At 67.3% G+C, this 24687-nt stretch carries 26 protein-coding genes; 16 read left to right on the forward strand and 10 right to left on the reverse strand.

The annotated features are described in order from the left end of the window. Positions 1 to 3: 3 nt before the first annotated feature. From IEY28_RS00505 to IEY28_RS00545, 9 genes are all read left to right on the forward strand, one after another. On the forward strand, positions 4 to 861 hold the full coding sequence (locus IEY28_RS00505) for an ABC transporter permease (protein ID WP_420842323.1): 858 nt from the start codon (positions 4 to 6) through the stop codon (positions 859 to 861). A gap of 69 nt (positions 862 to 930) precedes the next feature. Beyond that, entirely contained in the window at positions 931 to 1983 is a 1053-nt protein-coding gene (gene mfnA / locus IEY28_RS00510; protein WP_188993552.1) for a tyrosine decarboxylase MfnA, read from the forward strand. 107 nt (positions 1984 to 2090) lie between these two features. After that, positions 2091 to 2672 carry a YqaA family protein gene (locus IEY28_RS00515; RefSeq protein WP_188993554.1) on the forward strand — a complete coding sequence of 194 codons (582 nt, stop codon included), beginning with the start codon at positions 2091 to 2093 and terminating at the stop codon, positions 2670 to 2672. Positions 2673 to 2737: 65 nt separating this feature from the next. After that, positions 2738 to 3418 carry a LiaF transmembrane domain-containing protein gene (locus IEY28_RS00520; RefSeq protein WP_188993556.1) on the forward strand — a complete coding sequence of 227 codons (681 nt, stop codon included), beginning with the start codon at positions 2738 to 2740 and terminating at the stop codon, positions 3416 to 3418. Positions 3419 to 3483: 65 nt separating this feature from the next. Then, complete coding sequence (gene metG, locus IEY28_RS00525; protein ID WP_188993558.1) at positions 3484 to 5622, forward strand: methionine--tRNA ligase; 2139 nt, start codon at positions 3484 to 3486, stop codon at positions 5620 to 5622. A gap of 47 nt (positions 5623 to 5669) precedes the next feature. Then, positions 5670 to 6017, forward strand: coding sequence for a DUF7312 domain-containing protein (locus IEY28_RS00530; protein ID WP_188993560.1), 348 nt, complete (start codon positions 5670 to 5672; stop codon positions 6015 to 6017). 25 nt (positions 6018 to 6042) lie between these two features. Then, the gene (locus tag IEY28_RS00535) at positions 6043 to 6636 is read left to right on the forward strand and encodes an NfeD family protein (protein ID WP_188993562.1); all 594 of its coding nucleotides are present in this window, start codon (positions 6043 to 6045) and stop codon (positions 6634 to 6636) included. Between the two features lie 71 nt (positions 6637 to 6707). Further along, positions 6708 to 7874 (forward strand): SPFH domain-containing protein, encoded by a 1167-nt coding sequence (locus IEY28_RS00540; RefSeq protein WP_188993564.1) that lies wholly within the window; start codon positions 6708 to 6710, stop codon positions 7872 to 7874. Between the two features lie 44 nt (positions 7875 to 7918). Further along, entirely contained in the window at positions 7919 to 8524 is a 606-nt protein-coding gene (locus IEY28_RS00545) for a winged helix-turn-helix transcriptional regulator (RefSeq protein WP_188993566.1), read from the forward strand. A 57-nt stretch (positions 8525 to 8581) separates the two neighbouring features. Here IEY28_RS00545 and IEY28_RS00550 read toward each other — a convergent pair whose 3' ends face one another. Further along, a complete protein-coding gene (locus IEY28_RS00550) occupies positions 8582 to 8824 on the reverse strand; it encodes a DUF7123 family protein (protein WP_166968547.1) in 243 nt (80 codons plus the stop codon). Positions 8825 to 9055: 231 nt separating this feature from the next. Between IEY28_RS00550 and IEY28_RS00555 the strand changes: the two genes are divergently transcribed. Beyond that, positions 9056 to 9460, forward strand: a complete 405-nt coding sequence (locus IEY28_RS00555; protein ID WP_166968549.1) for a TRAM domain-containing protein — start codon at positions 9056 to 9058, stop codon at positions 9458 to 9460. Between the two features lie 78 nt (positions 9461 to 9538). Here the strand turns inward: IEY28_RS00555 and IEY28_RS00560 are convergent, their stop codons facing one another. Genes IEY28_RS00560 through IEY28_RS00570 form a run of 3 tightly spaced genes read right to left on the reverse strand, consistent with a single transcriptional unit; the run spans position 9539 to position 11409 of the window. Continuing rightward, positions 9539 to 10279, reverse strand: a complete 741-nt coding sequence (locus IEY28_RS00560; protein ID WP_188993569.1) for a YkgJ family cysteine cluster protein — start codon at positions 10277 to 10279, stop codon at positions 9539 to 9541. Between the two features lie 33 nt (positions 10280 to 10312). Further along, positions 10313 to 11089, reverse strand: a complete 777-nt coding sequence (locus IEY28_RS00565) for an MBL fold metallo-hydrolase (RefSeq protein WP_188993571.1) — start codon at positions 11087 to 11089, stop codon at positions 10313 to 10315. 47 nt (positions 11090 to 11136) lie between these two features. Continuing rightward, the gene (locus IEY28_RS00570; protein ID WP_188993573.1) at positions 11137 to 11409 is read right to left on the reverse strand and encodes a winged helix-turn-helix domain-containing protein; all 273 of its coding nucleotides are present in this window, start codon (positions 11407 to 11409) and stop codon (positions 11137 to 11139) included. Between the two features lie 241 nt (positions 11410 to 11650). On the opposite strand from IEY28_RS00570, the gene IEY28_RS00575 reads away from it, so the two are divergent. Both IEY28_RS00575 and IEY28_RS00580 read left to right on the forward strand, forming a co-directional pair. Beyond that, entirely contained in the window at positions 11651 to 12355 is a 705-nt protein-coding gene (locus IEY28_RS00575; RefSeq protein ID WP_188993575.1) for a class I SAM-dependent methyltransferase, read from the forward strand. Between the two features lie 155 nt (positions 12356 to 12510). After that, positions 12511 to 13413: a glycosyltransferase family 2 protein gene (locus tag IEY28_RS00580; protein WP_188993577.1), complete on the forward strand. Its 903-nt coding sequence runs from the start codon at positions 12511 to 12513 to the stop codon at positions 13411 to 13413. On the opposite strand, the gene IEY28_RS00585 is transcribed toward IEY28_RS00580, so the two are convergent. Further along, on the reverse strand, positions 13414 to 14223 hold the full coding sequence (locus IEY28_RS00585) for an amidohydrolase family protein (protein WP_188993580.1): 810 nt from the start codon (positions 14221 to 14223) through the stop codon (positions 13414 to 13416). Positions 14224 to 14421: 198 nt separating this feature from the next. On the opposite strand from IEY28_RS00585, the gene thsA reads away from it, so the two are divergent. After that, on the forward strand, positions 14422 to 15981 hold the full coding sequence (gene thsA, locus IEY28_RS00590; RefSeq protein ID WP_188995651.1) for a thermosome subunit alpha: 1560 nt from the start codon (positions 14422 to 14424) through the stop codon (positions 15979 to 15981). A 123-nt stretch (positions 15982 to 16104) separates the two neighbouring features. After that, positions 16105 to 16344, forward strand: coding sequence for a hypothetical protein (locus tag IEY28_RS00595; RefSeq protein ID WP_188993582.1), 240 nt, complete (start codon positions 16105 to 16107; stop codon positions 16342 to 16344). Positions 16345 to 16524: 180 nt separating this feature from the next. Here the strand turns inward: IEY28_RS00595 and IEY28_RS00600 are convergent, their stop codons facing one another. The 3 genes from IEY28_RS00600 to IEY28_RS00610 form a co-directional block, all read right to left on the reverse strand. Continuing rightward, on the reverse strand, positions 16525 to 18954 hold the full coding sequence (locus IEY28_RS00600) for a DUF5059 domain-containing protein (RefSeq protein WP_188993584.1): 2430 nt from the start codon (positions 18952 to 18954) through the stop codon (positions 16525 to 16527). Positions 18955 to 19037: 83 nt separating this feature from the next. Next, complete coding sequence (locus IEY28_RS00605) at positions 19038 to 19796, reverse strand: SAM hydrolase/SAM-dependent halogenase family protein (RefSeq protein WP_188993586.1); 759 nt, start codon at positions 19794 to 19796, stop codon at positions 19038 to 19040. Then, the gene (locus tag IEY28_RS00610) at positions 19793 to 20359 is read right to left on the reverse strand and encodes a nicotinamide-nucleotide adenylyltransferase (RefSeq protein WP_166968569.1); all 567 of its coding nucleotides are present in this window, start codon (positions 20357 to 20359) and stop codon (positions 19793 to 19795) included. Before IEY28_RS00610 ends, IEY28_RS00605 begins: the two co-directional genes overlap by 4 nt. A gap of 171 nt (positions 20360 to 20530) precedes the next feature. Here IEY28_RS00610 and lonB point away from each other — a divergent pair, with 171 nt between their 5' ends. Together lonB and IEY28_RS00620 are read left to right on the forward strand one after the other, a co-directional pair. Continuing rightward, a complete protein-coding gene (gene lonB / locus IEY28_RS00615; protein ID WP_188993588.1) occupies positions 20531 to 22636 on the forward strand; it encodes an ATP-dependent protease LonB in 2106 nt (701 codons plus the stop codon). Then, complete coding sequence (locus IEY28_RS00620; RefSeq protein WP_188993590.1) at positions 22637 to 23473, forward strand: CPBP family intramembrane glutamic endopeptidase; 837 nt, start codon at positions 22637 to 22639, stop codon at positions 23471 to 23473. A gap of 7 nt (positions 23474 to 23480) precedes the next feature. Here IEY28_RS00620 and IEY28_RS00625 read toward each other — a convergent pair whose 3' ends face one another. Together IEY28_RS00625 and IEY28_RS00630 are read right to left on the reverse strand one after the other, a co-directional pair. After that, a complete protein-coding gene (locus tag IEY28_RS00625) occupies positions 23481 to 24152 on the reverse strand; it encodes an HAD family hydrolase (RefSeq protein WP_188993592.1) in 672 nt (223 codons plus the stop codon). Positions 24153 to 24200: 48 nt separating this feature from the next. Then, entirely contained in the window at positions 24201 to 24671 is a 471-nt protein-coding gene (locus tag IEY28_RS00630; RefSeq protein WP_166968577.1) for a methylated-DNA--[protein]-cysteine S-methyltransferase, read from the reverse strand. Positions 24672 to 24687: the final 16 nt, after the last annotated feature.

Here is a 24687-nt window from a genome sequence, read left to right on the forward strand (position 1 = left end):
GGCGTGGCCACGGCACCGGCCTCGGGGGTCGCTGCCGGGTCCGTTTCGGGGGCCGGACTGGCCGACAGCCCCGTCCTCGCCATCGCGAGTCGCGAGTACCGACTGGCCGTCAGGAGCCGCTGGGCCGCCGGGGTGGCGCTACTCTTTGCCCTGTTCTCCGGGGCGGTGGTCCAGTTCGGGGCGACTGCTGTGGGGCCGGGCCGGTTCGGCGCCGTGGTCGCGACCATCGCCGAACTCGGGGTCTATCTGGTCCCGCTCGCGGCGCTGGCGATGGGGTACGACGCCGTCGTCGGCGCCCACGAGCGGGGGTCGCTCGAACTGCTGTTCGCGCTCCCGGTGTCGAAGGCTCGCGTCGTCGCGGGCGTCTACCTCGGCCGTGCGGGCGTGCTATCCGGTGCGATGCTGCTGGGCTTTCTCCCGGGCGCTCTGCTCACGCTGTGGTACGTCGGCGTCGCCGGCATCGGCACCTACGCGGCCACCGCGCTTGCGGCCGTTCTGACCGCGTGGGCGATGCTCGGGGTCGCCGTGTTGCTGTCGACGGTCGCCACCGAGAAGACCCACGCGCTCGGGGCCGCGCTGGCGGTCTGGCTCTGGGTGGCGCTGTTGCACGACCTCGTCGCGCTCGGTGCCGTCGCCGGGCTGGACCTCGGCGGGCGGGCCGTCGCCGCCGCGGTCCTGCTCAACCCCGTCGACTGCTTCCGCGTGCTGGCGCTGGCACAGGTCGACGTCGTCGCCGGCGGGTTCGGGAGCGTGCTGGCGGCGGCCGGCCTCTCGACGCCGACCGTCGCCGTCGCGCTGGTGGCGTGGGTGGCCGTTCCCGTCGGCGTCGCGGCCCGACTCGTCCGTCGCCGTCGGCTGTAGGGCGACAGGGGAGGCGGGACACGGCCGAGCAAAACGGCTAAATCGCTCGCCCCCATGCCTACCGATAGAATGCTTCAGCGGGCCGAGCCACAGGAGTTCGACCGGGTCCTCTCTTCGATGTGTACCGTCCCACACCCCGCGGCCCGCGACGCGGCCGAGCGCTTTCTCGCGACCAACCCCGGCGACCCCGGCACCTACGAGACGGTCTCCGGACTCGAAACCGAGGCCGTCGACTACCTCGGCGAGGTAACGGGACTCGACGACCCGTCAGGCTACGTCGCCTCCGGCGGGACGGAGGCCAACGTTCAGGCCGTTCGCATCGCCCGCAACCGCGCCGACACCGACGACCCGAACGTCGTTGCCCCCGTCCACGCGCACTTTTCGTTCACCAAAGCCGCGGACGTCCTCGACGTGGAGTTGCGGACGGCACCGGCCGAGGACTACCGCGTGAATCTGGCGGCGATGGCCGAACTGATAGACGAGGACACCGTCTGCGTGGTGGGGGTCGCCGGGTCGACGGAGTACGGCTACGTCGACGCCATCCCCACTATCGCCGAGTTGGCCCACGACGCCGATGCGCTGTGTCACGTCGACGCCGCGTGGGGCGGGTTCTACCTCCCGTTTACCGACCACGACTGGCACTTCGGGCACGCCGACGTGGACACGATGACAATCGACCCACACAAGGTCGGGCAGGCGGCGGTGCCCGCCGGCGGGTTGCTCGCCCGAGACGAGGCACTACTGGACGAGTTGGCCGTCGAGACGCCCTACCTCGAATCGACGAGTCAGTTGACGTTGACGGGGACGCGTTCGGGTGCCGGCGTCGCCTCGGCCGTCGCGGCGATGGAGTCGCTGTGGCCCGTGGGCTACCGCGAGCAGTACGAGCGCTCGATGGAGAACGCTCGCTGGCTCGCCGACCAGTTGCGCGCCCGGGGCCACGACGTCGTCGACGTGGAACTCCCCCTCGTCGCCGCCGACCTCTCGGTGCCGATGACCGACGAACTCCGTGAGCGCGGCTGGCGCGTCTCGAAGACGGGCGCTGGCGAGATGCGGGTCGTCTGTATGCCCCACGTCACCCGGTCGATGCTTCGCTCGTTCGTGGCGGACTTAGACTGGTACTGAGAGTGTCACTCGTCGGGACCGCCTTCTATCGGTGTCGCAATCTCACTACCCATGTCTCCGGAGCGCACATACCAAGCTTTAGGACCCCGTATGGGTAATCGGCGAGTGTGGATTCGGTAGTCCCGCTTCCGATGCTGATTGCGTTAGTCGGCGAGTGTTCGACAAGCTCTGCCCTTTCTCCTCTAGAGGGGGCCGTCTGCACCGCCACCGGCCCGACGGGGCTCGGCATCATCGCCGTCTACTCGTTCCTCATCGCCTTCGTGCTCCCACTGCCGAGCGAGGTGGTCCTCGTCCCGGCCGAGACGCTCCGGCTCGGCTTCTCGACGACGGGGAACCTCGCGGCCATCATCGTCGTCAGCGCGTTCGGCAAGGCCGTCGGGAGCCTCTTTGCCTTCCACATCGGACAGGAGGCCAAGGAGTACGGGCCGCTCGTCCGGTGGATTCAGCGCTCGCGGTTCGACATCATCGCGTGGTCGGAGAAGAACACCATCAAACTCGCACAGCGCTACGGCTACGTCGGCCTCGCGCTGGCACTGTGTGTGCCGTTTTTCCCCGATACGCTCTCTATCTACGCCTTCACCGTGTTAGAGGAGGATTACCTCCGCTTCGGTGCGGCGACGTTCGCCGGCAGCGCCGGCCGCCTGCTCGTCACGCTGGGGCTGGCCGGCGGGACGCTCGCGTTGCTCTGAGTGTCGCGGTTCCGTGTCACGACCCGTCACTCTCCCTTTATCGCCTCCGGGGTCGAATCTCTAGCATGGAGTACAGAACCCCCTCCCCTCAGACCCTCGTCGGGGTACTCGTCGTCCTCGTCGGGGCGGTCCTGCTGGGCCAGACCACCGGCCTCTACCCGTCGGTGAACCTCCTGCGGTTCGTCCCCTCCCTGTTCGTCTTCGTCGGCCTGTACGCGCTGGTGACGAGCGGACTCCGCAACGTTACGGGCCCTCTCGTGGTCGTCCTCCTCGCCGGAGCGTGGCAGGCGGTCGCGCTCGGCTACCTCGTGTGGGGTGACGTTTGGCAGTTCTGGCCGCTCGTGGTCGTCCTCTTCGGCGTGTCTCTCTTGCTCGGTCAGTTCAGAACCCGAGCGCGCGAGACGACGGCGGGGACGGTGACTGGCCTCGCCGTCTTTGGCGGGAGCGAACAGCGGTCGGCCTCGCAGGCGTTCCGGGGCGCGGACCTCACGGCCATCTTCGGGGGCGCCGAACTGGACCTCCGCGACGCCGCGATTCCCGAGGGCGAGACGGCGACAATCAACGCCACGGCCATCTTCGGCGGCGTCGAAGTCGTCGTCCCACGGGAGTGGAACGTCCGGATGGACGTCCTGCCGATTCTCGGGGCCGCCGCCGACGAGCGGACCCGGTCGCCGGAGGAACACGAGGCGGTGGACCTCGTGGTCACCGGCCTCGCGAGTTTCGGTGGCGTCAGCGTGACTAGCTGACTCGGCGGGCCGTTCCGGCGCGCCAAACCAACCCCCTTTTGACCCGCGGGCGGTACACGACAGGTATGAGCCACGACGAGTTCCCGACGGACCAGCCAGCGGTGGTGACCTGTGGGCTGCCGTACGCGAACGGCGACCTGCACGTCGGTCACCTGCGGACCTACGTCGACGGGGACGCGCTCTCGCGCGCCCTGCGACGTCTCGGCCAGCAGACCGCCTTCGTCTGCGGGTCGGACATGCACGGCACGCCCGTCGCCGTCAACGCCGCCGAGGAGGGCGTCGAACCCCGCGAGTTCGCCCTGCAGTATCACGAGACGTACGCCGAGACGTTCCCCCAGTTCAACGTCGAGTTCGACAACTACGGCCACACGGACGACGAGACCAACACCGAACTCACCCAGGAGTTCGTCCGCTCGTGGATAGCCAACGACCACGTCCACGAGAAGGAGATTCAGGTCGCGTGGGACACCGAGGAGGACCAACCGCTCCCCGACCGCTTCGTCGAGGGCACCTGTCCGTACTGCGGCGAACAGGCCCGCGGCGACGAGTGCGACGAGGGGTGTCAGCGCCACCTCGAACCCGGCGAAATCGAGGACCCGGTCAGCACCATCACCGGCAACCCCGCCGAGTACCGCGCCCGCGAACACAAGTTCCTCCGTCTGGCGGACTTCCAGGAGTACTTACAGGGCTTCCTCGACCGTGTCGAGGGCACGGACAACGCGCAGAACCAGCCCCGCGAGTGGATCGAGGGCGAACTGCAGGACCTCTGTATCACGCGGGACATGGACTGGGGCATCGATTATCCTGCCAAAGACGCTGACGACCCCGAGGACCTCGTGCTGTACGTCTGGGTCGACGCCCCCATCGAGTACGTCGCCTCGACGAAGCAGTACTCCGAGCGCGTCGGCAAAGAGGCGTACGACTGGGAGCAGGTCTGGAAGGTCGACGGCGAGGCCCAGCACGGCACCCAGTGGGACGACGAGTGGAGCGAGGACAGCGGGGAGATAATCCACGTCATCGGGCGCGACATCATCCAGCACCACGCCGTCTTCTGGCCCGCCATGCTGCGGGGCGCGGGCTACAACGAGCCACGAACCATCCTCGCCACCGGGTTCGTCGGCATCGACGGCAACGCGCTCTCGACGTCCCGGAACCGCGCGGTGTGGGCCGACGAGTACTTAGACGCCGGCTTCCACCCCGACCTGTTCCGGTACTACATCGCCACCGGCGCGGGCTTAGAGACCGACGTGGACTTCTCGTGGGACCGCTTCCAAGAGCGGGTCAACGGCGAACTCGTCGGCAACGTCGGCAACTTCATCTACCGCTCGCTGCTGTTCGCCGAGCGCAACTACGACGGCACGCCCGACGTCAGCGTCAGCGACGACGTGCGCGACCGTATCGAGGACGCGCTGGACGACTTCGCGGCCACCGTGCGCGACTACGACGTGCGGACGCTCGCCGACGTGGCTATCGACCTCTCGAACTACGGCAACGAGTACATCCAGCGCAACGAACCGTGGAACCTCGTGGACGACGACCCCGACCGCGCACAGCAGGTCATCCGCGACTGCGTGCAGTTGACGAAGGCCGTCGCCGTCGTCATGCAACCGGTCCTGCCGGGCAAGGCCGAACGCCTCTGGGGGCAGTTGGGCGAGGAGGGATCCGTCGCGGACGTCTCGCTCGACACCGCGCTGGAGGCCCCGCCGGCCGAGTTCGACGCTCCCGACGAACTGTTTGAACAGGTCGAGGACGACCACATCGAGGAGTTGAACGACGAACTGCAGGCCCGCATCGAGGAAGCCAGCGAGGACGACGAGAGTGAGGACGCGGACGACGCGGGCGAGGACGACGAGGCTGCGGCCGCCGACCTCGAACCGCTCGTCGAAGAGCGCATCGGCTTCGAGGACTTCGAGGGGGTCGACATGCGCGTCGGCGAGATCGTCAGCGCCGAACCGGTCGACGGTGCGGACAAACTCCTCAAACTCGAGGTCGACATCGGCCACGAGGTTCGACAGGTCGTCGCCGGCCTCGCCAAGCTCCACGACGTCGAGGAGTTACCGGGCACCCGGGTCATCCTGCTCGCCAACATGGAGAAGGCCGAACTGTTCGGCATCGAGTCCAACGGGATGGTACTCGCCGCGGGCGAGGAGGCCGACCTGCTGACCACCCACGAGGACGCGCCGCTCGGCACGCGCGTTCAGTAACGCGCTCTCCGTCCCTTTTTGTAGCTGTCGTCCGTAGACCGTCGCACATGGCTGCTGACGGGTCTGACGACGACCGGGTCGCCGAATCGGACGACGGCTTCGTCGAGGAGTACGAGTTCGCGACGGAGGCCGACGTCATCGACGTCGAGGGCGAGACAGAGGGCTCCGTCGCGGGCGCACTCGCGCCGGACGCCGAGGTAACGCCCGGATCGCCGTCGCTGGAGAACGTCCTGTTCGTCGCACTCGGGGTGTACCTCTCGACGCTCGTCCTCGGACAGATGGTCGTCGGGTCGGCCGTCTACGCGCCGACGACGCTCGCGACGATTACCGCCGTCGTCGCGGTCGGTGCGGCCGTCTGTTACGCGCTCTTCGCTCGGAGCGACCCCGACACTTAATCCTGCGCCCGCCCTACGATAGCGTATGGTAGTTCCCCTGGTCTCGCTCTCTCTCGCCCCCGCCCAGGTCGACCCACTGTTCAGTATGTCGCTCTCGCTGTTGCTGTTTCTCGCCGGGGCCGGACTGGTCGTCGCGGAGGCGCTCGCACCGGGGACGCACTTTTTCGTCCTCGGTATCGCGCTGTTGACTGCCGGTCTCGTCGGCCTGTTCATCCCGGCGAGTCTCGGCATCTTCGCGCCCATCATCCTCGCGGTCGTCGTCCTCGCGACGACGGCGGCGACCCTCTGGGGGTACCGGCAACTGGACTTCGCCGGCGGCGACCGCGGCCAAACCCTGAGTTCGAGTTCGCTGCAGGGCCAATTTGGAACCGTCACCGAACGAGTCACGAAGAGTGCCGGCGAGGTGAAACTGGAGGACGGCGGCTTCAACCCCTACTATCAGGCCCGAAGCGTCGACGGCGTCATCGAAGTCGGCACCGAGGTGATGGTCGTCGACCCCGGCGGCGGGAACGTCATCACCGTCGAGGCGGTGAACGCGACCGACGACGACATCGACAGAGCGCTGGAACGTGACCGGGCGAGCGAGCCGGAGCGAGACACCGAATCCGAGCGGGCGTGACCGTGCGAACAGTCAGTATGTGACAGACGCACCGAAGGCTTTTCTTTCAGCGTCCCGGAGTCTCAACCGTTATGTTCCCCGCGATAGTGCCGCTACAGATTGGTGGGATCATCGGCTTCGTCACGGTGATCTTCCTCCTCTTGGCCATCGCGCTGGTGTACTCCAGCGTCGTCATCATCCGCCCGTATCAGAAAGGTGCTTACACCGTCCTCGGGACGTACCGTGGCATCCTCGATCAGGGGATTCACTTCATCTATCCCTTCGTCTCGGACGTCACCCGATTCGACATGCGGACCCAGACGCTCGACGTGCCGCGACAGGAGGCAATCACCCGTGACAACTCGCCGGTGACCGCCGACGCCGTCGTCTACATCAAGGTGATGGACCCGAAGAAGGCGTTCCTCGAAGTCGACAACTACGAGCGCGCCGTCTCGAATCTCGCCCAGACCACGCTCCGTGCCGTGCTGGGCGACATGGAACTGGACGACACGCTGAACAAACGCCAAGAGATCAACGCCCGCATCCGGAAGGAACTGGACGAACCCACCGACGAGTGGGGTGTCCGGGTCGAGAGCGTGGAGGTCCGCGAGGTCAACCCCTCGAAGGACGTCCAGCAGGCCATGGAGCAACAGACTTCCGCCGAGCGGAAACGCCGTGCTATGATTCTGGAAGCGCAGGGTGAACGCCGCTCCGCCATCGAGACGGCGGAGGGTGACAAGCAGTCCAACATCATCCGCGCGCAAGGTGAGAAACAGAGCCAGATTCTGGAAGCGCAAGGTGACGCTATCTCGACGGTGCTGCGCGCGAAGTCCGCCGAGTCGATGGGCGAACGCGCCGTCATCGACAAGGGGATGGAGACGCTCGGCGAGATGGGCAAATCCGAGTCGACGACGTTCGTGCTTCCGCAGGAACTCACGTCGCTGGTTGGCCGCTACGGCAAGCACCTCTCGGGCTCTGACGTCAAGGCGGACGGCCACGTCCTCGACGCGCTGGACTTCGACGAGGAGACCCGCGAGATGTTGGGACTCGACGACATCGAGGAGATTCTCGGCCAGATAGACGAGGAGGCCGAAGTCGACGTCGAGGCCATGGAGCAGGAAGCCCAGAAGATAAAACACGGCGAGGATTCGGGCCTCGACAGCGCCGACGAGATGATCGAGCAGATGGACGCGGAGATCGACGGCGAGAAGACGGACATCGCCGGTGGCCCCGACGACACCACGGGCGACGACGAATAAGCGTAGCCGAAGACGTTTTGTAGCAGAATCACTTCTGCTCCACTATGACACGGGACGGCGGCGTCGACGAGGACAAGCGTGCGACGCTCCGCCGTTTCGCCGCCCTCGGTGCCGCCAGCCCCTTCGTCCGCTTTACCGACGACGGGAGCGATAGCGACGCGCCGGATGCCATCGCTGGCTACGTCTCCGCCCACCCCGGCACTCACTTCTCGAAACTTCGCGACGACCTGCAACTGGGGACGGGCGAGGCCCAACACCACCTCCACCGCCTCGAAAACGACGGCGTCGTCGCCTCGCAGAAGGACGGCGACTACCGCCGGTACTTCCCGGCGGACCAGTTCACCGAGTTCGAGCAGACGACGCTGGGCTACCTTCGGCGGGCGACGCCCCGCGGGATGCTCGTCACCATGCTCCGGGACCCGACGGTGACCGCCTCCGAACTGGCGTCGGCGCTGGACGTCTCCCGTCCGACCATCAGCAACTACGCTGCCGACCTCGAATCGGCGGGCCTCCTCTCACGCGAGGACGGGTACGCCATCACCGAACCGGAGACGATTCTGACACTGCTCGTTCGGTACGCGGACTCCTTTGGCGGCGACGCGGCCGAACTGGCGAGTGAGGCCGACTCGCTGTTCCGCTACGACCCGTAGCGGTCGCTCGCGAGTCCGAGAACGCGAGGCGAGAAACGGTGGTGCAACCGGCAGGAATCAGGCCTCGACCATCCACGTCGTCGAGGAGGAGTACCCCCACTTCTCGACGTCGATGTCGTAGTCGCCGCTGGCGATCGCCGTCATGTTCGTCCCGACTTCCTTCGCCGAGAGTTCCAGTTCGTCACCGATGAGGCGGGACTTGAAGTACGTCTGTTCGTCGGCGTTCGATTGGAGGTACTCCAGGATACGTCGCTGTTTCTCCGAGAGCGGGGTGTCGGCCGCCTGTGCAGTCGCGCTCATTGCTACACTCGTTCGTTCGGTAGGTGCACCCTTAGTGGGTTTGGTACAGTCGGTTAACGCCTCGCCGTCTTGCGGTTTTTGCGCTAAGGTCCGGCCGACGGTGACGGCTGTAGTGTCGATACCGTCCCGGTTGGTACGTCGGGGAAACACACGCACCGAGCCACGCATCTCAGTCTGTCCGGCAGTTCTTTAATAGTGGGCGGTCAGTATGCCGAACGGAGGTCTATTACATTGGAAATCTCCGACGAACTCCTGTGTCTGTTCAGTGCTGAGGTCAGCGACGACGGCGACCGGTACGTCGTCGAAGTGCCACGCCGCGAAGTCGAGACGGGGGCCGTCGACGCCGGTGGCACGTATCGAGTCGCACTTATCTCCGCGGACGCCGAGAGCGACGAGACTGCCGAGAGTACCGAGACGGAGACGCCGCCGGACCAGCCACAGCCGCCGGTCGAACCGGGCGAGACCCGCTACGTCGAAATCGAGGACATCGGCAAGCAGGGCGACGGCATCGCTCGCGTCGAACGCGGCTACGTCATCATCGTCCCGGGCGCCGACATCGGCGAGCGCGTAAAGATAGAGGTGACCGAGGTCAAATCGAACTTCGCAGTCGGCGAGATTCTCGACGAGGACGTGTAGGTCACGGCTCCCTTCCGCGACCGCCGACCCACAGCGACTGCGTCGTCTCTCTCTCTCTCTTTCGGGTGTCGTGGGGCCTCAGGCGTCCTCGAGCGGCGTCCCGTCGGGCCGTTTCTGCCCTTCCGAGTCGTGGACTACAACGCCGTCCACGTCCGTGGGTTCGTAGTTGTCGCGGACGCCGACGGCTTCTTCGAGTTCTCTGATGGCCCGCTCTTTCAGCGCAGCGGCCAGTTCCTCCGCGTCCGCCCGCGAGATGTCACGCCCCAACCCCTCACACTCGTGCGCTCGAACCATCCCACCTTCGTCGTCGGTGTCACCGGCTTCCCGTTGGCCTTCCAGCGCGACGCTGTCGACGGCCTCGCCCATCGGCTGGCTCGTCCCACCCAGCGCGACGCTAAACGGATAGGTCCGGCAGATGAGCGGTCGGTCCTCGTGGACCGTGCACGCGCCCACGCCGTCGTCGTCCTCGGCGTAGAACGTACAGTCGCCGCAGTCGTCGGTCTGGAGCGCCCACTCGAACGTCTCGCCTTGCGGCCCGTCGGGTGACTCCTCGATGCCGTAGGGCATCGGCCGGGCGATATCCCGGAAGTCGTAGTCCCCCGTCGACTGCAACTGTCGTATCTCGTCGGGGAACACGGTCGCCGTGTGTGGTCCGGGTTCCCCGGCCGTGTCGCTGTCGCCGTCGCCACAGGCCGTCTCGCCGGCCTTACAGCAGGCCCCACAGCGCGTACACTCGAACCCGATAGTCTCGATGGCGTCGGCGAGCGCCGCGACGTCGAGGTCACGGGCGCGTTCGAGTTCGGATTCGAGAGACTCCATGGTTCCCCGTTGGTGTCGACGCCCAAAAAGGCGTCAGTCGGCCGGCCGTGCCCGCTGGCCGTCCCAGCGTACCGTCCCTTCGACGGCCAACTTCTCCAGATGGGCGACGACGGTGGCCCGAGCGAGGTCACGGACGCCGGTCAGGTCCTTCTCGTAGGCGCGGTCGAGCACGTCGCCTACAGTCGTCACACCGGCCTCGACGGCCGCCCGGACGCGACGCTCGCGGTCCAGACGGTGGCGGAGCAGTCGCGCGCAGGCCCGTCGCGGGTCCGCGATGGTGGGTCCGTGCCCGGGGAACAACCGGGCCGGATTCCGGGCGTGGAGGCGGCGGAGCGAGGTCAGATACGCCCGAACGTCCCCTTCGGGCGCGCCGACGACGACGCTCCTCTCGGCGACGGCGACGTCGCCACTGACGACGCCCGGTCGGGTAGCGAACCCGACGTGTTCCGGCGCGTGGCCCGGCAGGTCCACGACGTCGACGCCGTCGCCGGCCGGTATCGTCGTCCCTTCGACGAAGGTTCGGTCCGGAGCGACACCGGTCGCAGCCTCGAACGCCGCTTTGCGCCCGCGACGCGCCCAGACGGTCGCCCCCGTCTCGCGGGCATAGTGGGCGACCCCGCCCACGTGGTCGGGGTGGTGGTGCGTGACCGCGACGTGGCCGACCGAGGCGTCGCTGACGGCGTCGCTCAGTGCATCGGTCCGGCCGGCGGGGTCGACGAGCAGCGCGTCCGGCCCGGCACCGAGGTACGCGGCCGTCTGGCCTGTCGGGGCGCGCGTCGCTACTGGAACGTCGAGCCGTGTCCACGTCATCTGGTAGTGCGTGACCGCGCGCGAGGAAAACTCCGGCGGGTCGGCGGTTACGCGGTGAGGAAGTAGACCTGCTTTCGGGCGTCGGTGAAGCTGTATCGAGAACCGACGAGTTCGGACTCTTCTAGCCGGTTCAGGGCGTATCGGACTGTCCGGTCTGGCAGGAGCGACGACTCCGCGAGTTGGCCCTGCGAGAGCGGTGCGTCGTCTTCGAGTACTTTCGCGACGAGTTTCGCGCTGGGTGGGAGTTCGCGCAGGCGCTCGCGGAACTCGTCTTCGCTGAACGGGGAGGCAGTTACGTCTTCGGTGGTAGTCGTGCTCATACTGAACGCTGGTCCAACTACACTGGTAAAACTTGGCTATATGTATGACCAAACAATACGGATTGTGAAATGTGTATAATGGGGCCTTATACAGACGCGCCGTCCTCCGGTCCGTCCTGTCGATGCAGTGATGGCTGAGCACACAGTTCGGTGCCCGTGACTGCCACCTCGCGGGCGGTGACGGCCACACTGAACTCCGATTCCAGTATCGTTTTATCCCCCCGGCGGCGACGATTGTAGCGTGAAAGGGCAGGAGTGGTACCAGGCCGACACCGTGGCCGAAGAGTACGAGGCCAAACGGTTCTCTCGTGGTGGCCGTCTCATCGACCGCCGAGAGAAACGGGCGGTGCTCGACGCCATCGGTCCCGTCGACGACAAGAAGGTTCTCGAAGTCGCCTGTGGCACCGGCCGATTTACCGTGATGTTGGCCGAACGCGGGGCCGACATCACCGGCCTCGACATCTCCGGGCCGATGCTTCAGCAGGGCCGCCAGAAAGCAAGGGCCGCCGACGTCGCCGACCACGTCGAGTTCATGCGCGGCGACGCCGCCCGCCTTCCGTACCCCGACGACTACTTCGATACGGTGCTGGCGATGCGCTTTTTCCACCTCGCGGATACGCCTGCGGCGTTTCTGGCCGAGATGCGCCGGGTCGCCAAAGAACAGGTGTTTTTCGACACGTTCAACCGCTTCTCGACGCGGTCGCTGTACAACTGGGCGCTCCCGATGGGGTCGCGGCTCTACTCCCGGTGGGAGATAGACCGCTTGCTGGACGGCGCGGGACTGGAACTCACCGAGGAGTCTCACGACTGGGTGCTTCCCTACGGGTTCTACCGCAAGATACCGAACGAACTGGCCGCCTCGTTCCGCTCTATCGACACTGCCATCGGTGGGACGCCACTCGGCGACAAGCTGGCCTCGGTGTCCTACTGGAACACCCACGTCTAATCGCGCTCACGGCTTGCACTCTCAGGGCTGCACGCGGTTCTGACCTGTCGAGTACGACGCAGTTACCCACGAACAGCCGTTCGACACCGTATTTTACGCGAGACGGGCGCTCCGGCCCGCGACTTTTAAGCGCTTCCAGAGCGGTATCGAGACGTATGGAGCTATCGGTGGTGGTCCCGACGCTGAACGGCCGCGAGGAGTTGGCCGGGAGTCTGGACGCACTCGCCGAGGAGGTGCCCGACGCCGAAACCATCGTGGTCAACGGCCCGTCCGCCGACGGGACGACGGGGATGGTCCGTGACAGGGACGACGTCGACGTGTTGGTCGAGGTGGCCGACCGCTCGGTCAACGTCGCGCGGAACGCGGGACTGGACCGGGCGACGGGCGACGCTGTCGCCATCGTGAGTCAGGGACTCTCCGTCGAATCGGGGTGGGCCGAGGCGGTTCGGTCGGGTGTCGACTCGAGCGTGGCGGTCACCGGCCCGACCCACGAGCAACTCGTCGCGGGGATGACGACCGAGTCGAAGGAGACGCGGACCATCGCCGGCCGGGACGTGACGTACTTCAATCCCGGTAACGTCGCGTTCCGCCGGACGGCCATCGACGCGCTCGACGGGTTCGACGAGTACCTGCAGATCGGCGGGTCACGCGACGTGGCCCACAGGTTGGCCGCGCGTGGCTACACCGTCGGCTGGGACGCCGAGATGTGCGTCAGCCGTGAGTTCGAGGCCGACGGCGGCATCCGCGAGACGGACTGGAACTGGAAGTACCGCTCGCTGGCCTACCGCCTGCTGAAGAACTACGGGGTCCGCCCGACGGTCGCACGCCGGATGCTCAGTCACGCCGGCATCGACGCCGCCGAGGCGCTGAAAGACGTCGCTCGCGGCGAGACGCCCCCGTCGAAGTGGCTCGGCACCGGCCGAGACGTACTTCGAGGGCTCGGATTGGGGAGCAAAGACGGACTGGTCGCGCGGTACCGGGACCGGAGCGACGCCAGAAACCCCAACGGACGGTCCATCCGTGCGGACCGAGCGGTCACGGTCTACGACCGGCGGTGATCAGGGCGCGAGTTCCTCGACGACGCGACCCGGGTTGTTCGAGAACACCTTCTTCATCGCGTCCTCGGGCACGTCGAGTGTGAGTATCTCCATCACCGCGACGTTCGGGTGCGCGTTCGGTGCGCCGCTCCCGAACAGGACTCGGTCGGGGTGTTCCATGATGGCTCGTTCGAGCGGGTCCCGGTAGCGGACGACGCTCGTGTCCAGATAGAGGTCGTCGTATCGACTAAGCAGGTCGATGGTTTCGTCCATCAGGTCTCGTCGGAGCGGGTGGGCACCGAAGTGTGACAGGATGACCGGGAAATCGTACTCGAGTAACTCGCTCGCCACGGCGCTCGGTGGGAAGGCTTCGCCCCCGTGGACGAGGACGGGCAGGGAGACGTCGGCCAGTCGCGCGAGTACGTCCTCGTCGGGAAGCCCGTCTTTCGGCGGGTGGAGTTTGAACCCGGCAAAGCGGTCGTCGTAGGCGTACTGTTCGACGTCCTCCGGGGAGGTGTGGTCTTCTCCCCGACTGCTGGTGAGGTTCCGTAGGGTCGAGCCGGGTCCGCTCCCGGCGTCTCTGGCACCGTTCACTCTGGCGAACGCTATCAGTGGTCGCTCGACGGTCATGCGAGCGACGGCGTTGTTCGCTTTCAGATACCCCTCCTCGCGGGCGTCCGGGTGGACGACGCTCCGGACCACCCCCGCCTGGTGCATCTCTCGTTCGAGCTGTTCGGGGTCGCCCAGTCCGGGCCGGGGCCGGCGCTGTTCGTCCGGCTCCACCCGCGTATGGACGTCGACCACCCGGAACCCGTGTTCCAACTCCAGCATCTACCCCACTGTGTGCGGAACCTCGTATTAAATCATCGGGCCGTTCGCGGCCAACAGACGCCGAGAAGACCGGTGTATCGGTGTCTCGTCTGCGGGTCGCGTGCGGTCTCGATGGGGCGCACCTTCAAAAGCTTTATATAGAACCGCTTACGATGATTTAGGTGAGGTTACACAGCTATGTCATCTGGCCAGCGACGCATGGGCGGCCAGCCCCTCTTCATTCTCGACGAGGACGCCCAGCGCACACACGGAAAGGACGCACAGTCGTCGAACATCTCCGCCGGAAAGGCCGTCAGCGAATCGGTACGTACCACGCTCGGCCCCCGCGGCATGGACAAGATGCTCGTCTCCGACAGCGGCGACGTCGTCATCACGAACGACGGCGCCACCATCCTCTCGGAGATGGACATCGAGCACCCGGCCGCACAGATGATCGTCGAAGTCGCCGAGACCCAAGAGGACGAGGTCGGCGACGGCACGACGACGGCGTCCGTACTGGCCGGCGAACTGCTCGCGAAGGCCGAGGACCTGCTCGACGACGACGTCCACCCGACGACCATCGTCGAGGGGTACCACGAGGCCTCCCAGCTGGCGCAGGAAGCCATCGACGAGGAAGTGCTCGACGTCGACCTCGACGACGACACGCTCGTCGAAGTCGCCGAGTCCTCGATGACCGGGAAGGGCACCGGCGACGTCGACGCCCACCGCCTCGCCGAGGTCGTCGTCGAGGCCGTCCGCCACGCCAAGACCGACAACGGCGTCGTCCGCGACAGCATCGAGGTCCACACCCAGACGGGCGCGGCCACGTCCGCGACGGAGCTCGTCGAGGGCGTCATCATCGACGACACCCCTGTCCACGACAACATGCCCACCTCGGTCGAAGACGCGAGCGTCGCCGTCATCGACGCCGAACTCGACGTCCGCGAGAGCAACGTCGACGCCGAGTACAACGTCACCAACGTCGACCAGCTCAACGCCGCGCTCGACGCCGAGGAGGAGGAACTCCGCGGCTACGCGCAGGCCGTCGTCGACTCCGGTGCCGACGTCGTCTTCGTCACGGACGACGTCGCGGACCGCGTCGCCTCCCAGCTCGCGAAGGCCGGCGTCCTCGCCGTCGAGAGCGTCAGCTCCTCGACCGCGAAGGACGTCGTCGAGACGACCGGTGCGAAGCGACTCGGCTCCGTCGACGCACTCGACGAGGACGCACTGGGCCACGCCGACAGCATCAGCGTCCAGAAGCACGGTGACGAGGAAGTCACCTTCATCCAGGGCGGGGCGGCCGCCGAGTCGGTGACCGTCTTCGCCCGCGGTTCGACCGACCACGTCGTCGACGAGATCGAGCGCGCGCTCAACGACGCGCTCGACGTCGTCGTCGCCGCGCTCGACGCCGGTGGCGTCGTCCCCGGCGCCGGCGCCACGGAAATCGCCATCGCGGACCACATCCGTTCGACGGCGGCGTCCATCGAGGGCCGCAAACAGCTCGCCGTCGAAGCGTTCGCCGACGCCGTCGACGTCCTCCCCCGCACGCTCGCGGAGAACACGGGTCTCGACGCCATCGACGCGCTCGTCGACCTCCGCTCGGAACACGAGAGCGAGGGCATCGCCGGCGTCATCAGCGAGGGCCAGACGGGCGTCATCGGCGACCCCGTCGAGTACGGCATCTTAGACCCCGCCGCGGTCAAGCGCGAGGCCATCGACTCCGCGACCGAGGCGTCGACGATGATCGTCCGCATCGACGACGTCATCTCGTCGAGCTAGCGAGGTCGCTCGCGACCTCGATCACGAGCGGCATCGCCGCGAGTTAGACACCCGAGGGTTCTGGCCCGAGGGCCTACGTCGACGAGACTTCGAGTCGACCCGACGGCCGTAACGCGGTCGTTCGTGACGACAGACCGGCCGATTTTTTGCAGGCACGTGTTGCTCGAAGAACTGACCGTCGAGGAAGTCGTGGAACGAGTACTGGGCGTCGAGTCGACGCCCGAAATCGCTGGGACAGCGAATGAAAATGGGACAGACACGAGTCGGAACTCGTGGTGCGGCGACGCCGCCGGTCCGGTCGGACCGACGAACCGTGCCCACGGTAGCCGTCGCCGCGAGGATCGGAACGGGGTACTCCGATGAGTTCAGCGAACACCTCCCATCGCTCGGTCTGGGACCGTCGGCTGGCAGGTGGCGACCCTCTCGTCGCTCGGGCGGCGCCTGTTCGACTGCCACCGTGCCGGCAGGTTCACCATGTGTTTGTTTAGGTGGGCCTAAAACACTAAAACGTATCGGTCGGCCGGCACACCGACACGCGGTCGCTCACTCCTCGACGACGACGGTCCCCTCCATCCCGGCGGCCTCGTGGGGGATGCAGACGTAGCCGTGTTCGCCGACCGTCTCGAAGGTGTGGACGTAGCTCTGGCCGGACTGGACGGCCCCCTCGCCGTTCTCCCAGCCCTCGCGGGCGGCCGACTCGCTCTCGAAGCCGCCGGAGGCCCAGTAGATCGCACCGTCGGGCAGTTCCTCCTCGTAGGCCGTGACGGAGTGGGGCTCCCCGCCGACGTGCGTCCACGCCACTTTGTCGCCGACGCTGACGGTCAGGTTCTCGGGGTCGTAGGCGACGGCCGTCATGTCGACCACGTGGTCGGCGTCCTCGGGGACGCCCTCGACCACGTTCGGGCCGCCGGAGAGCGACGTCTCGGTCTCGGGTTTACCCTCGCTCGTGCCGCCAGCGGCACCGCTGGATGCGGCGTCGCTCGCGCCGACGACGGCGAACTGCGCGGTCCGCGTCGCGGCTGCGAACGCCGCGGGGTTCGCCTCGCCGGCCTCCAGTCCCTCGATGTAGCTGTTCAGCGCGCTCTCGAAGTTCTCGTACGCCGCTGCGTCAGCGCTCTCCAGTGCGTCGTGGACCGCCGCTTCCTCGAACGTGGCGAACACGTCGCTCGCCACGGCCGGTGCGCCGGTGTCGCTCCCGCCGCTGGCGGCGACGATTGTCGAGACGGAGTCCAGCGCGGCCGCGTAGAACGTCTTCGCGGCCGCGTACACGTCGCCGTCGTTCTCCGCGGCGGAGACGACGCCGGCCAGCGCCTCGTCCTCGAAGCGGCCGTACAGCGCCTCGTCGGCGTCTTCGAGGGCTTCGTGGTAGCCGGCGGCGCCCGATTCGAAGAAGGAGAGTGCCTGCCGGCCGAGGTCGGCGGCCCGACTGTCGGCCCCGAGCGCATCGACGGCGGCGGCGTCGAATGCGAGCGCCTGCATGTACGTCGCGCCGGACCCGCTCGCGAGCGCGGGACTGGTGGTCTCCTCGAAGGACAGGAGCGCCGAGCGGACGCCCTCGTGGTGGGTCGCGACGGCGTCGTCGTCCCCTTCCTCGTAGGCGGTCTGGAGGCCGGCGAGATGCTCCTCCTCGAAGGCGTGATAGAGGTCTTCGCTCGCGCCTTCGAGCGTCTCGTGGAGGCCGAGTTCGTCGTTCTCGAACCGGGCGAACAGGGCCTCGGCGACGGCCGCGGCCTGCGCGTTCTCGTCCTGTCGGTACAGTTCGCGCGCGTCCGCGAAGCGGGCCTTGAAGAAGCCCGACTGGAGCACGGGGGCGGACTCGCCGGCGAGCGCCTCGACGCCGGTCACGAGGTTCGAGTCCACCGTCTCGACGGCGCGCTCGATGCCCTCCGAGTCCCCGTTCTCGATGGCCGTAGTGAGGTCGGAGAGCCCCGACTCGAACCCTTCGTAGGCCTCGCCGTCGGCCGCCTCGAAGGCGTCGTGGGCGGCCGCGCCCTCGAAGTGTGCGAAGACGTCTTCGGCCATCGTCGCGGCAGTGTCCGTCTCGCCGCGGCGGGCCAGCCACGCCGCGTCGTACACGCGGGTGCGGTAGGTGTTGAGCGTCGCCGCGTGGGCGTAGTCCGTGCCCGGCCCGCCGGCGGCCGTAAGCGCCGCCGCGTCCCAGCCGCGGGCTTGCATCGCCGCGAGATGCCCGGCGTGGGCGATTCGCTCGTCGGGCGCGAGCGAGTACGCGCCCTGTACCGCGGCGTCGAGCGCAGCGCGGGCCTGCTCCGTGACTCCACCGGCGTCCTCGCTACCTGCGGCCGCACCGATGCCGTCGAGTGCGCCCTCGAAGGCCTCGTAGGCCTCGCTGTCGCTCGATTCGAGTGCCCCGTAGACCAGTCCGTCCTCGAAGGCGATCATCGTCGACTCGGCGATACTGCTGGCCGCCCCGAAGGCGCCGACGCGGGCAGCGAGTTCGGCGTTCGCCGCGCGCGACCCGAGCCACAGGATGTCGAGTGCGCGAGCGCCCCCCTGACCGGCCGTGGCCTGCTGGGCCGTCTGGAGGCTGTCGGCGGCGTCGCTTGCGGCGTCGGTCGCGCCCTCGACGTCGCCCTCGGCGAGCGCCGACTGGACAGCGCCGAGTCGGTCCTCGAAGCCGCCGTAGGCCGATTCGGACGTCGATTCGAGACGTTCGTGCGCGCCGTACTCGCCGTTGGCCCCCTCGAACCGGGCGAACACCGACTGTGCGACGCTGGCGCCGGCACCGGGGAAACCGGCGCGGCCGAGCGCCACGGCGTCGAACAGGCGCGACCGGTAGACGTTCCACTCCGCCGCGACGGCGGTCGTCGGACCGACGGCGGCCTGCTGACCGCCCCCACTCTCCTTGTCGTCCGTCGATCGCTGTTTCGGCGTCGAGTTCGTTCCGGGACACCCGGCGAGCAGACCGCTCGCGGCCACCCCTACAGTCTTCAACAGGTCTCGTCGTTCCGGCATACGACTGATTAGGCCGGCCTAAAACACTTGAACCCGTCGGTTTTTCGGCTAGCCTAAACCATGACAGACCGAACGAGTTCGCCTCACCAGCCGAGTTCGACGCTCTCGCCGACCCCCACACCGAAGCCGTCGTCGCCCCGGCCACGGTTGACCGCGAGTTCGACGTTTCCGTGGCTTCCGACCGTGACGAGACGAGTACCGGCCTCGACGGCGGCGTAGGATCGCCTTACCGGGACGGACGCGCCGTCGACGGTGACGGTCCCGCCGAACTGTGCTTCGAGGACCGCGCCCGGGACGTTCGTGATGGCGTTCCCGAAGTCGTCGACGACCAGCACCTCGCCCGTCGCGCCGCCGTCCGAGACGGCAGGGTCGGGGAACTGCAGGTCCACGTACTCGTTCGTCGGCGTGGTCTCCTCGAGCGTTTCGAGCGCGTCGACACCGGCGTCGTGGACCCGTGCCGCCGCGGGTGCGAACACGTCACGGCCGTGGAACGTCGTGCTCGGCGGGTCGTCGTAGGCCCACGTGAACGCCTCGAACTCCTCGTCGGCCAGTTCGCGGGCCACCGGGAGGAGGACGCCGTTGTCCGGGCCCACGAGCGCGTGCCCGCCCGCGCGGACGACGATAGCGTCCCGGTCCGTACCGACGCCGGGGTCGACGACCACGCAGTGGACGGCCGGCGGGAAGTACGGGAGCGTCTGCGTCAGCCAGAACGCCGCCGTCCGAACGTTCTGCCGGGGAAAGTCGTGTGCGATGTCTTCGATTCGGGCGTCGCTCTCCCGGCAGATGACGCCCTTCATCGCCGCCGGGTAGGGCGATCCGAAGTCGGAACTGAGCGTGATCATCCCTCGTCGCCGATGGCCGGTTCGTCGACGGCCTCGTCCTCGGCCGTATAGCGGTCCAGCGAGTCCGAATCGGAGACGTGCTGGAGCCGTTTGATGCCGTTTATCTCCTCGATGGTGTCGACGACGGGGTCGGGGACGCGGTCCCGCCACGACTCGTCGGCTATCATCCGCTCGCGTATCTCCGAACCCTCCAATCGGTCCCGGTCGAACATGGGCGATTGGCGCACCTCGATGCCGCTTTCCTCGAACAGGCGAACCACCAGCGGGTTGTTCGAGTACGCCACGTCGAAGTCCGGGCACATGCTCTCGACGTGGCTCACCCAGACGGCGTTGCGGTTGATGTCCTCCAACGGGACGACGTAGGTAGTGAGATCGAAGTCTTTCACCGCCTTCGTTATCATCATGATGCGCTCGCCGGCCGTGAACGGGTCGTGGGTCGTGTGTGAGTCGTCGGCGCTGCCGATGCCCAAGACGAGTTCGTCCACCTCGTCGGCGATGCGACCGACCATCGCGTGGTGGCCGTCGTGGTACGGCTGGAAGCGACCGATGTAGAACCCTCGCATACCCGAGTGTGTGGTGGGTGGTTTGATAAACCCGACGACGGTCCACGGGCCACGGGTTCGGAACCGCTTACCCCGACGCCTTCTGGCGGTTATGGGGGTGTGGCAAGGTCGGTCGCGGGGAGAAAGTATATCAGTCGACAGTCCTTCCAACCGAGTGTTAGCAACGTTTGTATGAGCGACAACACCGACACTGACGCGGCTCCCGACCCCGACCGGGAGAGCGAGGACGCCGACGAGGCCACGACGGGCGACGGTCACGAGACGACCGACGAGCAGCCGTCCGAGCCATCGGTCGACGAGCCCACGAACGGGGACGGAGCAACGTCGGATACGACTCTCGGCAGCGACGTCGAGGTGGAGGGAGAATCCGGCCTCCAGGACGACGAGGAGAACCTACTCGGCGGTCTCGATATCGACTCGACCGCGGAGATAGAGGTGCCAGAGCGTCTCGTAGACCAGGTCATCGGGCAGGACCACGCACGCGACGTCATCAAGAAAGCGGCAAAGCAGCGCCGCCACGTGATGATGATCGGCTCGCCCGGGACGGGCAAATCGATGCTCGCGAAGGCGATGAGCCAGTTACTCCCGCGCGAGGAACTGCAGGACGTGCTCGTCTACCACAATCCAGACGACGGCAACGAGCCGAAAGTCCGCACCGTGCCCGGCGGCAAGGGTGAACAGATAGTCGAGGCCCACAAAGAGGAGGCCCGCAAGCGCAACCAGATGCGGACCTTCCTGATGTGGATCATCATCGCCATCGTGATGGGGTACTCGCTGATCATCGTCCAGCAGTTGTTGCTGGGCATCCTCGCGGCCGGGGTCATCTATCTCGCCTTCCGCTACGGTTCCCGCGGCAGCGACGCCATGATTCCGAACCTGCTGGTCAACAACGCCAGCCAGAAGACCGCCCCGTTCGAGGACGCGACCGGCGCCCACGCCGGCGCGCTGCTGGGCGACGTCCGGCACGACCCGTTCCAGTCCGGCGGGATGGAGACGCCGAGCCACGACCGCGTCGAACCCGGCGCCATCCACAAGGCCAACAAGGGCGTGCTGTTCGTCGACGAGATCAACACGCTGGACATCCGCAGCCAGCAGAAGCTGATGACGGCCATCCAGGAGGGCGAGTTCGGCATCACCGGCCAGTCCGAGCGCTCCTCCGGTGCGATGGTCCAGACCGAACCGGTCCCGTGTGACTTCATCATGATCGCCGCGGGGAACCTCGACGCGATGGAGAACATGCACCCCGCGCTGCGCTCCCGTATCAAGGGGTACGGCTACGAGGTGTACATGGACGACACCATCGAGGACGACCCGGAGATGCGCCGGAAGTACACCCGGTTCGTCGCACAGGAAGTCGAGAACGACGGCCGCCTGCCCCACTTCACCGAGGAGGCTGTCCAAGAGATCATCCTCGAAGCCCGCCGCCGCGCGGGCCGGAAGGGCCATCTCACCCTGAAGTTCCGTGACCTCGGTGGCCTCGTCCGCGTCGCCGGCGACATCGCCCGCGCCGAGGACAAGGACTTCACCACGCGCGAGGACGTCTTACAGGCCAAGCGTCGCTCCCGGTCCATCGAGCAACAGCTCGCGGACAACTACATCGAGCGCCGCAAGGACTACGAACTCACCGTCAACGAGGGCGACGTCGTCGGCCGCGTCAACGGCCTCGCGGTCATGGGCGAGGACAGCGGTATCGTCCTCCCCGTGATGGCAGAAGTGACGCCCTCGCAGGGCCCCGGACAGGTCATCGCGACCGGCCAACTGCAGGAGATGGCCGAGGAAGCAGTGCAAAACGTCTCGGCCATCATCAAGAAGTTCAGCGACGAGGACATCTCCGAGAAGGACGTCCACATCCAGTTCGTGCAGGCCGGTGAGGGCGGCGTCGACGGCGACTCCGCCTCCATCACCGTCGCCACCGCGGTCATCTCCGCGCTAGAGGACGTCCCGGTCGAGCAGGACATCGCCATGACGGGGTCTCTCTCCGTACGCGGTGACGTCCTCCCGGTCGGCGGCGTCACGCACAAGATAGAGGCCGCCGCGAAGGCCGGTCTGGAGACGATCATCATCCCCGAGGCCAACACGCAGGACGTGATGATCGAAGAGGAGTACGAGGACATGGTCGAGATCGTTCCGGTCTCGCACATCTCCGAAGTGCTGGAGGTCGCCCTCGCCGGCGAACCCGAGAAGGACTCGCTGGTCGACCGCCTCAAGTCTATCACGGGCAAGGCGCTCGAACACGACGTCGGGCGACAGGGTAGCGGCAGTCCCAGCCCGCAGTAGATGCCCCAGTGGGCCGCCTTCGTCGGCCTGACGGGACTCCTTTTAACCGCGCTGCTCGCGCTCGCACGACTCTCACAGCGCGCGCTCCCCGGTAACGACGGCGCAACCGCCCGCATCGACGGCTTCGGCGGCACCGAGTCGGACGGGCCGCGGGACCCGACGATTCCGCGCTTCGAGACGCCGGAGGTCGCACGCCGACGCGCGCATCTCGAAACGCAACTCTCACCCGACGAGGTCTCGGCCGGCGCGTTGCTTGCCAACGTCGCGCTCACACAGGGGCTGTTCGGCGCGCTCCTCGTGGGCGGGGCGTTCTACTTCCAAATCCCGCTCTCGGCGTTCGGCGTCACGGACGCCGCACTTTCGACGGGGCTGCCGGCGCTCGGCCTCGGCGTCGCCGCCGGCGTCGGGTTCTGGGTCGGCAACGAACTCGCGGCGGTGATAGCCGACGGGTTCGGTATCGCCTTCGACGAGTCGCTCCGGGAACTGCTCGCGCCCGATTCGCTCGGCGGGTGGGTGGTCCTGCTCGGACTGATCTTACCGACGATAGCCGTCGTGGAGGAACTCCTCTTCCGCGCGGCGGCCATCGGCGTCCCCGTCGCCGGTCTGGGCGCGCCCGCGTGGGCCATGGTTCTCGTCTCGTCGGTGGCGTTCGCCCTCGGCCACGGCGCACAGGGACGCGCGGGCATCGTCGTCACGGGCGCCCTCGGCTCGGCGCTGGCGGTGCTGTTCGTCCTCACGGACAGCCTGCTCGCGGTCGTCGTCGCCCACTACCTCGTGAACGCGCTGGAACTGGTCGTCCACGAGGGGCTGGGCGTCGACCGGCTGTCGGTTTCCTGAGTGACCGTCAGGCCCGCCACGGCGCCGACCGCAGCGCCGTAATCGAATCGAGAACGTGGTCGGCGGCGGACTCCTCCGGCCGCGCTCCGTCGGGCACCAACACGCTCGTCACGCCGGCGGCCTCGGCCGCCGCGACGTCGCTTCGCGCCGAGTTTCCGACGTAGACGGTCTCGTCGGGGCCGACTCCGAGGTCGGCCATCGCGACGTCGAGCGGCTCCGGGTCGGGCTTGGCCGGCGTCTCCCACCCCGCCAGCACGACCGTCTCCATCAGCGTTCGGAGGCCCAGTGCGTCTATCTTCGGCGACTGCGTGTCCGGTCCGCCGTTGGTCACGAGTCCCAGACGGTACTCGTCGGCGAGCGAGTCAAGCGCGTCTTCCGCGCCGTTGATGTACGCCACGTCGCTGTAATCCCGGAGCCCCTCGTAGACGTACGCCAGCCGGCGACCCACGGCCCGGTCGCGGCCGTCCGCTTCGGCCAGGCGCTCGAAACACTGCTCTCGCCGGCGGACATCGCTCTCAGTCCCGCCGACAGTGTGGACTGCTGAGACGTACTCGTCCCAGGTGAAGAACGGGTCGAGTCCGCACCACGAGAAGGCCTCGGAGAGAACGGCCCGGCCATGGCGGCGCTGGTCACACAGCGTCTCGTCGAGGTCGAAAAGGACGGTCGTGATACCGGCCATCGGGCGACGCTGCTCGTGGGCCGGACTACAGTACTTCGATTCGCGGCGTCAGCGCCCCTCGACGGCCCGCAACTTCTGCTCGACCGGCGGCGGGGCGGCGCTGGGGCCGTCACGCACGCGGTGGTCGGGAATCAAGAGGGGAACGGGATTCGCCGCCAGCGCCTCCCGAACTTGTGTCAGGTCCTCCTGCTCGCTGGCGCTCAGGCCGGGCGTCATCCGGGCGATCTGCTCGACGGTGGCGTCCTCGCCGTAGGGAATCTCACGTACGGCTTCGAGCACCGTTCGCTGGTCGGTCGGGACCGTCAGGCCGACGGTCACGTCCGCGAAGTCGTCCTCGGCGCCGTTGAGGTAGTCCTCGATGCGGTCCAACAGCGGGTGGTCGTCCTGACTGTCCGCTTCGGGCGTCTTCGGAAACGAGAGCGAGATGACTCGTTCGCCCGCCTCGCCGAACTGGACGAACCGGTCGAGATATGCAGATTCTCGGGCGTAGATACCTGCATCACTCGTCGGAGTCTCCATGGCCGAGTCGAGGGCC

It is taken from the genome of Haloarcula pellucida, assembly GCF_014647235.1.
Taxonomy (GTDB): domain Archaea; phylum Halobacteriota; class Halobacteria; order Halobacteriales; family Haloarculaceae; genus Haloarcula; species Haloarcula pellucida.